Source organism: Mesorhizobium sp. P3_A9 (assembly GCF_056402975.1).
In genome coordinates this window covers 1-9,615 of record NZ_JBFUGJ010000234.1, presented here as the reverse complement: position 1 = coordinate 9,615, position 9,615 = coordinate 1, and the positions used below count along the sequence as shown (strand labels likewise).

At 63.1% G+C, this 9,615-nt stretch carries 11 protein-coding genes, 1 other RNA gene and 1 pseudogene; 2 read left to right on the top strand and 11 right to left on the bottom strand.

All coding sequences use genetic code 11. The features are described from left to right. The 4 genes and pseudogenes from AC1DX0_RS24965 to mraZ all read right to left on the bottom strand — a co-directional run. Positions 1-380, bottom strand: a pseudogene (locus tag AC1DX0_RS24965) (penicillin-binding protein 2); the annotation flags it as partial. After that, complete coding sequence (gene ftsL, locus AC1DX0_RS24960) at positions 377-772, bottom strand: cell division protein FtsL (protein WP_095202153.1); 396 nt, start codon at positions 770-772, stop codon at positions 377-379. The gene ftsL and the pseudogene AC1DX0_RS24965, both read right to left, overlap by 4 nt. 4 nt (positions 773-776) lie before the next feature. Continuing rightward, positions 777-1,793 carry a 16S rRNA (cytosine(1402)-N(4))-methyltransferase RsmH gene (gene rsmH / locus AC1DX0_RS24955; protein WP_477221922.1) on the bottom strand — a complete coding sequence of 339 codons (1,017 nt, stop codon included), beginning with the start codon at positions 1,791-1,793 and terminating at the stop codon, positions 777-779. Continuing rightward, the gene (gene mraZ / locus AC1DX0_RS24950) at positions 1,790-2,248 is read right to left on the bottom strand and encodes a division/cell wall cluster transcriptional repressor MraZ (protein ID WP_027044751.1); all 459 of its coding nucleotides are present in this window, start codon (positions 2,246-2,248) and stop codon (positions 1,790-1,792) included. The genes rsmH and mraZ overlap by 4 nt, the downstream gene beginning before the upstream one ends. Positions 2,249-2,654: 406 nt before the next feature. On the opposite strand from mraZ, the gene AC1DX0_RS24945 reads away from it, so the two are divergent. Further along, complete coding sequence (locus AC1DX0_RS24945; RefSeq protein WP_477221921.1) at positions 2,655-3,770, top strand: cystathionine gamma-lyase; 1,116 nt, start codon at positions 2,655-2,657, stop codon at positions 3,768-3,770. Between the two features lie 9 nt (positions 3,771-3,779). Here the strand turns inward: AC1DX0_RS24945 and AC1DX0_RS24940 are convergent, their stop codons facing one another. From AC1DX0_RS24940 to AC1DX0_RS24910, 7 genes are all read right to left on the bottom strand, one after another. Further along, complete coding sequence (locus tag AC1DX0_RS24940; protein ID WP_477221920.1) at positions 3,780-4,073, bottom strand: type II toxin-antitoxin system RelE/ParE family toxin; 294 nt, start codon at positions 4,071-4,073, stop codon at positions 3,780-3,782. Further along, positions 4,070-4,354, bottom strand: a complete 285-nt coding sequence (locus AC1DX0_RS24935; protein ID WP_477221919.1) for a type II toxin-antitoxin system ParD family antitoxin — start codon at positions 4,352-4,354, stop codon at positions 4,070-4,072. The genes AC1DX0_RS24940 and AC1DX0_RS24935 overlap by 4 nt, the downstream gene beginning before the upstream one ends. Before the next feature lie 165 nt (positions 4,355-4,519). Continuing rightward, positions 4,520-4,919: RNase P RNA component class A (gene rnpB / locus AC1DX0_RS24930), an RNA gene on the bottom strand. A 77-nt stretch (positions 4,920-4,996) separates the two neighbouring features. Continuing rightward, the gene (locus AC1DX0_RS24925) at positions 4,997-5,695 is read right to left on the bottom strand and encodes a lytic transglycosylase domain-containing protein (RefSeq protein WP_477221918.1); all 699 of its coding nucleotides are present in this window, start codon (positions 5,693-5,695) and stop codon (positions 4,997-4,999) included. A 211-nt stretch (positions 5,696-5,906) separates the two neighbouring features. Further along, positions 5,907-6,662 carry a peptidoglycan recognition protein family protein gene (locus AC1DX0_RS24920; RefSeq protein WP_477357187.1) on the bottom strand — a complete coding sequence of 252 codons (756 nt, stop codon included), beginning with the start codon at positions 6,660-6,662 and terminating at the stop codon, positions 5,907-5,909. Then, entirely contained in the window at positions 6,659-7,378 is a 720-nt protein-coding gene (locus AC1DX0_RS24915; RefSeq protein WP_475450090.1) for a TerB family tellurite resistance protein, read from the bottom strand. The genes AC1DX0_RS24920 and AC1DX0_RS24915 overlap by 4 nt, the downstream gene beginning before the upstream one ends. Positions 7,379-7,561: 183 nt before the next feature. After that, positions 7,562-7,768, bottom strand: coding sequence for a hypothetical protein (locus AC1DX0_RS24910; RefSeq protein ID WP_027044745.1), 207 nt, complete (start codon positions 7,766-7,768; stop codon positions 7,562-7,564). Positions 7,769-7,948: 180 nt separating this feature from the next. On the opposite strand from AC1DX0_RS24910, the gene AC1DX0_RS24905 reads away from it, so the two are divergent. Then, a partial coding sequence (locus AC1DX0_RS24905; RefSeq protein ID WP_477357189.1) for a hydantoinase/oxoprolinase family protein occupies positions 7,949-9,615 on the top strand: 1,667 nt, incomplete at its 3' end.

Here is a 9,615-nt window from a genome sequence, read left to right as displayed (position 1 = left end):
TTGTGGTAGGTCTGCTCGTAATCGATCTCGGGCAGCACGGTGGACAGCTTCTCGATCGCCTCGTCGGCATCGACGATGCGGCGCGGCTCGGCGAACAGCGACGCTGTCTTGATGTCCGTCGCCAGCACCTCGCCATTGCGATCGACAATGTCGGGCCGCGAGGCGGTGATCCGGCTCTGCGGGCCGCCCGACAGGTCAGGCGTCTGGAAGCCGAGATAGACCAGCCGCCCCGAAATGGTCGAGAAGATGCCGAAGAACACCGCCATCGTCATGACGATGCGCGCTTTGCCTTTGCCGCCGGTCGCCTTGCGGGCGCCCTCAACGACGATCGATCCGTCCTCACCCGTCCTGGCACGACGCTTCAGCAATTTGCCGATCATTGGGCGATGTCTCCGGTCACGACGGGATCCTTGTCGCCAGACGGCGCCTTGTCGGAATTGTCGGCCATGCTGTCCTGGCGCCCTTTCAGGATGTCCTGAATATCGAGGGCTTTGGCCGGCAGGTCGCTCAAGCCGACGATCTGGCGCGCACTGACCGGCTCGAGGGCGAGCTGCGACTTGTAGAGTTCGGCGAGTTTCTGCAGGCGTGACGGTTGGGTGAGCAGACTCCAGTCGGCCTTGAGCAGGTCGATCGTCTCCTCCTCATAGCGTATCTGGTTATGGATCTTCTGCACCGCCGCCAGCTGATCCTCTGCCTCGCGCTTGGTCTTGTAGGTCAGGGCCGCCGCCGAAACCATGACGGCGATCAGGACAATGTCGCTGGTACGGAACACGTGCTTACCTCTCTCCCGGCAAATTGATGCCGGGAAGCTTTGGAAGGCCGAAAATCGAAAAATCGCCGCCGCGCGCAGGCGCATCGGTGCGGATCGCGGCGCGCAGTCTGGCCGAGCGGGCGCGCGGATTGGCCGCGACCTCGGCATCATCAGCCGTCACGCCGCCACCGGCCTTACGGAAGGTCGCGGTGCGCGCATGCGCCTCGGGCAGATGACGTGATCCCGTGGCGACGTCGGCCCGGTCGGCGATGAAGCGCTTGACGATGCGGTCTTCCAGCGAATGGAACGTCACCACGGCGAGCCGTCCGCCCGGCTTCAGCGCGCGCTCTGCCGCAAACAGCGCCTTGGCCAGTTCGCCGAGCTCGTCATTGACGAAAATGCGCAGCGCCTGGAAGACGCGGGTGGCCGGGTGGATCTTGTCCTTCGGGGCGCGGCCGACATGCGTCTCGATGGCGTCCGCCAGTTCCAGCGTGCGCTCGAACGGCCGCTTTTCGCGGCGCGCCTCGATCATGCGGGCGATGCGCCCGGCGTGGCGCTCCTCGCCGAGGAAGCCGAAGATGCGGGCAAGGTCGCCAGGCTTGAAGCTGTTGACGACATCGGCAGCGCTCAGGCCCGCCTGCGCCATGCGCATGTCGAGCGGGCCGTCATTGCGGAACGAGAATCCGCGCTCGGCCTGGTCGAGCTGCATGGAGGAGACGCCAATGTCGAGCACGACCCCATCGACCCGTTCTGCATGTTCGTCGAGCGTCGAGAACGGCGCCTGCACCAGCTTCAGCCGGCCGCCCGATTGCGCCTCGAGATCGCGTCCGGCCACGATGGCGTCGGGATCGCGGTCGATCGCAACAACAGAAGCCCCGGTCGCCAGAATGGCTTTGGTGTAGCCCCCTGCGCCGAACGTGCCGTCGATGATGATGTCGCCCTCCGCCGGCGCCAATGCCTCGAGCACTTCGCCAAGGAGGACCGGAATGTGGCGGACCGATCCGCCAACGGCGTTGGTATCATCGCCGTGGCCCGCCATCATTCCGGTCGCTCCCCAGGCTTCGTCCCCTGCCGAAGCTGCAAAAGCCTGGCCCGCGCCTGCGCCCCATAGGCGGCAAGCCGTCCCGGCTCCCATATTTGAAAGAAATTGCCGCGCCCGACAAAGGCCACCTCCGCCGAGATACCGGTGTGTTCGCGGATGAAATCGCTCATCGTGATGCGGCCGTCCTGGTCGAGTTTCAGAAACGTTCCRTCGCCATGGCAGAAGAACGACATGTCGTCCGCCGTCTGCAGGAAGGGATCTTCCTGCGCGATGCGCTGCTCGTAGCGGTCGAGCAGATCGAGCCCGCCGACATCCATCGCCGGCAGGTCCAGACAGCGCAGYGCGTAGAGTTCCGAGTAGCCGCGTTTCTGCACGACAGCGCGGAAATGCGCCGGAACGGACACCCGCCCCTTCGCATCGATCCTGCTCACCGTGTTYGACAGAAACCGGTCCATTAARCGYTACAGCCGCTTSCGCCGCCGCACCCCTCTTCATCGTCTCGTACGCGCCGCCGCAGCGCGTTCCCTGCCCCACAGCCAGCTCGTCCACACGGGCAAAAAACGGCAAACGCGCAGCCGCCGCGGCTGCCCGATTGGCGTACGCTTTACCCTGACGCGGAACGAAGGCTTTGATGTCAAAATGGGATATCATGGGGTACTATGGGCGTCAACGGGAATAGGCTTCACAAACGCGCGCATAGCGACTAATCCGAGCAGCCGTTACGGCACGTCTCGTCTTTATGATCCATTAAGCCTAACGAAGCGTTTAGAGCGCTTTGGCCCAAAAGACGCGACTTGCCGCGGATCACCCGCCCGCATAGCGTCGAGCGACGTCTTCCGCCCAAAAACAAGGATCGAGCTCATGTCCGAGACGGCAAAGTCACGCGCCGCCGAACTATCCCATTTGCGCAGCCGCGATTTCGCCAGCGGCGATCCCATCCCCTTGCCGCTGACCATGGCGTCGATCTTTCACACGCCGGGCGTCGAGACCGGGGTCGATCAATATGGCCGCTACGACAATCCAACCTGGCGCGCCGTGGAACATGTGCTCGGCCATCTGGAAGATGCGCAATGCGTGAGTTTTCCTTCTGGAATGGGCGCGATTTCGTCGGTGTTTTTCGCGCTACTGAAATCGGGCGATCGCGTGCTCCTGCCCGCGGACGGTTATCACGCCACGCGCGCGATGGCCGAACGCTTCCTGAAGCCGCTTGGCATCACCTGCGACATCAGGCCGACGCCGACCTTCGTTGACGGCGGCTTCGAAGGCTATTCGCTGGTCTTCTTGGAAACCCCATCCAATCCGCGGCTGGACATCTGCGACATCTCGGCCATCGCCAAGGCTGTTCACGAACAGGGCGGGATCCTTGTCGTCGACAACACGACAATGACGCCATTCGGCCAGCGTCCGCTCGACTTCGGCGCCGATGTCGTCGTCTCTGCCGACACCAAGGCGGTTAACGGCCATTCGGACGTACTGTTCGGCCATGTCGCCAGCCGCAACGCCGACATCATCACCAAAGTGACGGACTGGCGCGCAATGGCCGGCGGCATTCCCGGACCGTTCGAGGCCTGGCTGGTGCATCGCGGCCTCGAAACACTGGAGGTGCGCTTCGACCGCATGTGCTCATCGGCCGAAACCATCGCGCAACGGCTGAAGGAACATCGAGCCGTCCATGGCCTACGTTTCCCCGGCCTGAATGGCGATACCTCGCACAACCTTGCCCGCGTCCAGATGGAGCGTTTCGGCTTCCTCATCTCGTTCGAGCTTGCCTCGGAGGACAAGGCCGAGGATTTCATCAACAATTGCCAACTGATCGAGGCTGCGACCTCCTTTGGCGGCGTCCACACTTCGGCCGAGCGGCGCTCGAAACGAGGCGATGCGGTGCCGCCAGGCTTCATCCGCCTCTCGGTTGGCTGCGAACCGGTGGAAGAACTCTGGAAGGCGATCGAGATTTCGCTGGAGAGGATCAGCGGCTGACCGGGCCGATCACGGACCGAGGTCGTCGGCTTCGATGTTGCGATGGCCGTGCAGCACGCGAACAATTTCGATCGCGTCGCTGCCGACCCGATACAGAGTGAGATAGTCGCCGACGACCAGATGACGGATGCCGGGCGCGATATCGTCGCGTGGCGCGCCTGAGAAGGGATGGAGGGTGAGTAAGTCCCAACGTCGTTCCAGCGCATCCACGAGCCGGACAGCAGCCCGTGGATCGTGATCGGCGATGTAGTCACCGATGCTTTCGAGGTCGACCACTGCTTGAGGAAGCAGACGGTATTTCACTCCTGAAAGCCTTTGGCCTCAGCCATCTTCAGGTATTTGGCGCGCAGTCGTTCCATGATTGGCTGGCCGTCCTGTGCCGACCCGCTGTCGATCCCTTCCTGCACCAGCTTGCGCAGTTCCTCGACCGTGTAGCCGAAGAGATCGCGGCGGTCCTTCCACTGCCGCAGCGCATCGCGGATCACTTCGCTCGCCGAGGCATATTCGCCGGCGGCGACCACATCGTCCACCGCTTGCGCCAGTTCCGGCGACAGCGTGATGCTGCGCTTGTCGACCTGTCCCATGATAGGCTCCCGATACCATTCGCAGAACAAATGGTACGATTTAATCGCACCGGATTCAAGCGTTGGCCAGTTACCGGATTGCCGGCGAATACCTGAGAAATTTGAATCGACAGGCGCGCCCGAGGGCGCAACCTGCTGATTTCAAAGGATATCTCTTCGGGAGAAACTGCCAGCTGGCCTATAAGCCGGGTTTTGTATGGCCCCCGCCCCTTGCGGGACGAGAACGTGGCGGCCATTCATCTTGGGCGCATGTTGCCATGCGCCTCACGCAACCTACCCGGACGGTGAGCCGGAAACAGCCCTCGAGGGTTTCCCCTCGCACCGCCCCTATTCGGTTTTGCTCCCGGTGGGGTTTACCGTGCCGCTCCTGTTGCCAGTCGCGCGGTGGGCTCTTACCCCACCCTTTCACCCTTACCACGACAAAGTCGTGGCGGTTTGCTTTCTGTGGCACTTTCCCTGGGGTCGCCCCCGCCGGCCATTAACCGGCACCGTGTCTCCATGGAGCCCGGACTTTCCTCACTCGCGGCCTTTCGGCGTTTGCGAGTGCGGCCGCCCAGCCAGCTGGCAAGGCGTATAAAGGGGTTCAGCCGGGAAAACGCAAATGAAAAAGCCGGCTTGTCCGCCGGCTCTCGCAACTTGCGATCAAAGCGCCGCCATCTGCACCTTGACCTTGCTGCAATAGGCGGCCGAGATCGGGTTCATCCGCGTCGCGGCATGGCCGGCATTGTATTTCAGGATCGTGCCACAGGTGGTGCCACCGCCAAGGTTCTGCGCCAAAGCGAGATACTTCATGCCGTATTTGATGTTGGTGTCGGGATCGAAGAGACCCTTGGCCGAGCCGTTATAGCCCATCATCCGCGCCGTCGCCGGCTTGATCTGCATCAGGCCGATCTCGCCGGCGCCGCCGACCATGTTCGGCCGGTAGTTGCTCTCGATCGTGATGACGGCATTGGCCAGCGACACCGGAACGCCATAGCTCGCCGCATAGCGGGCGACGATCGCGGAGTACTGGCCGCTGCTGGCCACCGCTGCCGTCGACGCAGCGACGTTCCTGAGGCCGATCGATGCCGTTGTCGTCATGTCGATGGTTTTGCGACCGCGCTTGGTCTGCCTTTTGGCGACGGATTTCTTCGTCTTGGCCTTTTCCACCTTCGCGGAAGCCTGCTTCGCCGTTGCCTTCGTGCTCCTGCCGCTTTTGGCCGAAATGGCCTTGCCCTTGGCGGTCGCCGCGACGAGCCCCTGATCGGCACGTGGGCTTACCGGCGCGGCGTCAGCCGCGTTGAAGGCAAAAGTCATTACGCCGGCAGCAAGAGCTGCCGTTACAACGGTCAATTTCTGCATGTGATCCTGTTCTGTCTGGACCACGCGAAGATCTTCGCGTGGCACGGCTTGATTAATATCGAAACATCCGGGGGGATAGACGTCCGACAAACTGTACGAAGTGCCCTTTGAAGCCCGAATTGGCGCCAATGAAGGCAGGGCAAGTCACTTTGAGTGACAGTTTGTAACCTGACAGGGGAAAAAGATTACTTGGGCAGCGCGCTGACCCTGGTCAGCGGCCCCTAGAAGCAAGCATTTTTTGCAGCGTGCGCATCGTCGAGCCGTCGGCCAGCCCATCGACCAGACGGGACCGGAAATGCCGTTGGAAGGCCTCGACGACGATCCGTGTCTGATGGTCGAAAATGCCTGAGATCTCGACACCATAGCCGTAGAGCGCCAGCATCGACTGCAGCGCCTCGACATCGGCACCGCTGTCACCGGGGTTCAGCACGGCGCCGCGCCTGATGGGGGCGGCCGGCACGAGATGGCCGACGCCGGCCTCGAATAGCGCTGCCCACGGGAACTTCTCACCCGGATCGATCTTGCGTCCCGGCGCCACGTCGGAATGCGCCAGCACCCGCCTGGCAGGGATCGCATGCCGCGCGGCAATCCCCTTGCACAGGCCTATCACCGCAGCGATCTGGCGCCGGGGGAAGCCGGGATAGCCCAGCGAATGGCCCGGATTGACGATCTCGATGCCGATCGAGCAGGAATTGATGTCGGTGCGCCCGAACCAGGAACTCTTGCCGGCGTGCCAGGCGCGGTCGCTTTCCCGCACCATCTGCACGATGTGGCCGTTCTCATGGACGAGATAGTGCGACGAAACCTCGCTTGCCGGATCGCACAGMCACGCCTCCGCTCCGGCGCCCGTCGCCATGCCGGTATAGTGCAGCACGATCATGTCGGGCTTCAGCGTGTCGCGCCTTGGTCCGAAATTCGGCGATACCCTGACCTCGGCGCTCGGCTCGTCGGGCAGGAAACCGCTCATACGTGCCGCAGGCCCCGCTCGATCATTTCATAGGCGGCGTTGATCGCCGCGACCCTGGTCGTCGCGATCTTGATGAATTCCTGCGGCAGGCCACGCGCGATCAGTCGGTCGGGATGATTGTCGGACACCAGCTTGCGATACCGCTTCTTGACCTCGTCGAACGGCTTGCCGCGCTCGATGCCGAGCACGACATAGGGGTCGCCGGCGCCAAGGTTGACGTGGCGCGCCATGATGGCTTCGTAATGCGCCTCGTCGATGCGAAAAATCTCGGCGATACGGTGCAGGAAGATTCCTTCGCCCTCATGCACCACCCCGTCGGCCTTGGCGATGTGGAACAGGCCGTCGAGTATGTCTTCCAGCATCACGCAATTGGAATGCCCGGAGCCGCACATCTGCGCCATGCGCTCGGCATAGGTCTCGAACCCGGCCACGTCGCGCTGGGCGAGATCGAACAGCCGCGCCACGTTGCGCGTCTCCTTCGGCGGCACTTCGAATATTTCCTGGAAAGCACGCACCTCGTCCTGGGTGACGATGCCGTCGGCCTTGGCCATCTTGGCCGAAAGCGCGATCATCGCCACCGAGAAAGCGACGCGGCGGCGCAGATCGGCATCGCCGGAGAAAACCGTGCGCACAGCCTCGACGACGTCGGCAACACCCGACGTTGCTGAAGATGATACCCGAGTAATAAACTCGCCGAGGCGGTCCCAAATCGACATGGCCCGCTTCATAGAGCCAACCGGTCCCCGCTATCAAGCCAATAACGGCCCGGTCTATGAACGATGGCCCGGGTCTATGAACGAGAGGCGATCCCGGATGGTCGCGCCCGGATGGTCGCCTTGCAAGAAAAGGCCGGCGAGACGCCGGCCCTTCCTCCCAAGACACTCTTACTGCTTTACAAACTACTGCGCGGGCGCAGGAGCAGGCGTTGCCGGAGCCGGCTCGGCAGGCTTGGTCGAATTGTCGGCCGGGGCCGCAGGCTTCATCGGCTGTTCGGCAGCCGGCGGATTGGTGCTCTGCGTGGTGGTCTTGTCGGTGCCGCTGTCGCTGCAGGCTGCGACGCCCAGCAGGGCAAGGGCGGACACGGAAGCTAGAATGAGCTTTTTCATAATATCTCTCCTTCAACACACGCTCACGTTGCAGTGAACGGTTAAAGAGGAAATGCGCGACGCGGCCATGAGTTTCGTAACGTTGCGTTTCCGCATGTAACATCAACGGGATGCGTTGCTGCCGGCGCGTTGGCGCATTAACAACGAAAGCTGGAAACGAAAATGCCGGAGACTACAGCCATGGCCGCGAAATGGGATTTCTGGATCGATCGCGGCGGCACCTTCACCGACGTCATCGGCCGAGACCCTCAGGGTGGGCTGCATCCGCGCAAGCTGCTTTCGGAGAATCCCGAGGCCTATGCCGATGCCGCCATCCAAGGCATCCGCGATCTGCTCGGCCTCGAATCGGGCGCCACGGTCCCGTCCGGCCTGATCGGCGACATCAAGATGGGCACCACGGTCGCCACCAACGCGCTTCTGGAGCGCAAGGGCGACCGCGTGCTCCTGCTCATCACCAAGGGCTTTCGCGATGCGCTCAGGATCGCCTACCAGGCGCGGCCCGACATTTTCGCCAAGGAGATCATCCTTCCCGAGCAGCTCTACGAGCGCGTCATCGAAATCAACGAGCGCGTGCTGGCCGATGGCTGCGTCGAGCGGCTGCTCGACATCGCTGCTTGCCGGCCGGCGATCGAGCAGGCCAAGGCCGATGGCATCGATGCCGTCGCCATCGTCTTCATGCATGCCTGGAAATACCCCGATCACGAGAAGGCGGTGGCCACGGTCTGCCGCAAGATCGGTTTCGCCCAGGTTTCGGTCAGCCATGAGGTCTCGCCGCTGATCAAGCTGGTCGGTCGCGGCGATACCACCGTGGTCGATAGCTATCTCTCGCCCATCCTGTCGCGCTATGTGCAAAAAGTGGCGGGCGAGTTGGGCGCGGCGCCAATCTACCCATCCGAAGAAGAGAGCGACCAGTCGCCTCGCCTTATGTTCATGATGTCCTCTGGCGGCCTCACCGCCGCCGACATGTTCCAGGGCAAGGACGCGCTGCTGTCAGGTCCGGCCGGTGGGGTCGTCGGCATGGTCGAGACGGCGAAGCTTGCCGGTTTCGAAAAAGTCATCGGCTTCGACATGGGCGGCACCTCCACCGACGTCGCCCACTATGATGGTGAGTATGAGCGCGCCTTCGACACCGAAGTCGCCGGCGTGCGGGTCCGCGCGCCGATGATGCGCATCCACACTGTAGCCGCCGGCGGCGGTTCGGTCCTGCATTACGAGGCAGGCCGTTTTCGCGCCGGACCGGACTCCGCCGGTGCCAATCCCGGCCCCGCCGCCTACCGGCGCGGCGGGCCGCTGGCCGTCACCGACGCCAACGTCATGCTCGGCAAGCTGCAGCCGGATTTCTTCCCGGCCATTTTTGGCCCCGGCCAGAACGAACCGCTTGATGTCGGCACCGTGCGCAAGAAATTCAGCGCGCTGGCCGCCGAAATCGGCGACGGTCGCTCACCGGAAGCGGTCGCCGAGGGCTTTGTCACCATCGCCGTCGAGAATATGGCTAACGCCATCAAGAAGATTTCCGTGCAGCGCGGCTATGACGTCACCGAATACCTGCTCAACTGCTTYGGCGGCGCCGGYGGCCAGCAYGCMTGCCTGGTYGCCGACGCGCTCGGCATGGARGCGGTGCTGATCCACCCCTTCTCCGGCCTGCTTTCKGCCTATGGCATCGGCCTGKCYTCGGTGTTYGCCTCRCGCCARCAGGCGCTGCTKAAGCCRCTTGCCGAAGAGTCSAGAACCGAGATCGRCRSCCTCATTGCCGYCTTGAGRAARGCSGTCATCGCCGARCTCGCCGCGCAAGGCATCGCCGAGRACRCGGTTGCCRCSARRCCGGTGCTGCACATCCGCTATGACGG

Coding starts and splice junctions, on each gene's coding strand:
- rsmH (WP_477221922.1), bottom strand. CDS start 1,793: ATGATGGCGGGCCACGGCGATGATACCAACGCCGTTGGCGGATCGGTC.
- AC1DX0_RS24945 (WP_477221921.1), top strand. CDS start 2,655: ATGTCCGAGACGGCAAAGTCACGCGCCGCCGAACTATCCCATTTGCGC.
- AC1DX0_RS24935 (WP_477221919.1), bottom strand. CDS start 4,354: ATGGGACAGGTCGACAAGCGCAGCATCACGCTGTCGCCGGAACTGGCG.
- AC1DX0_RS24925 (WP_477221918.1), bottom strand. CDS start 5,695: ATGCAGAAATTGACCGTTGTAACGGCAGCTCTTGCTGCCGGCGTAATG.
- AC1DX0_RS24915 (WP_475450090.1), bottom strand. CDS start 7,378: ATGTCGATTTGGGACCGCCTCGGCGAGTTTATTACTCGGGTATCATCT.
- AC1DX0_RS24910 (WP_027044745.1), bottom strand. CDS start 7,768: ATGAAAAAGCTCATTCTAGCTTCCGTGTCCGCCCTTGCCCTGCTGGGC.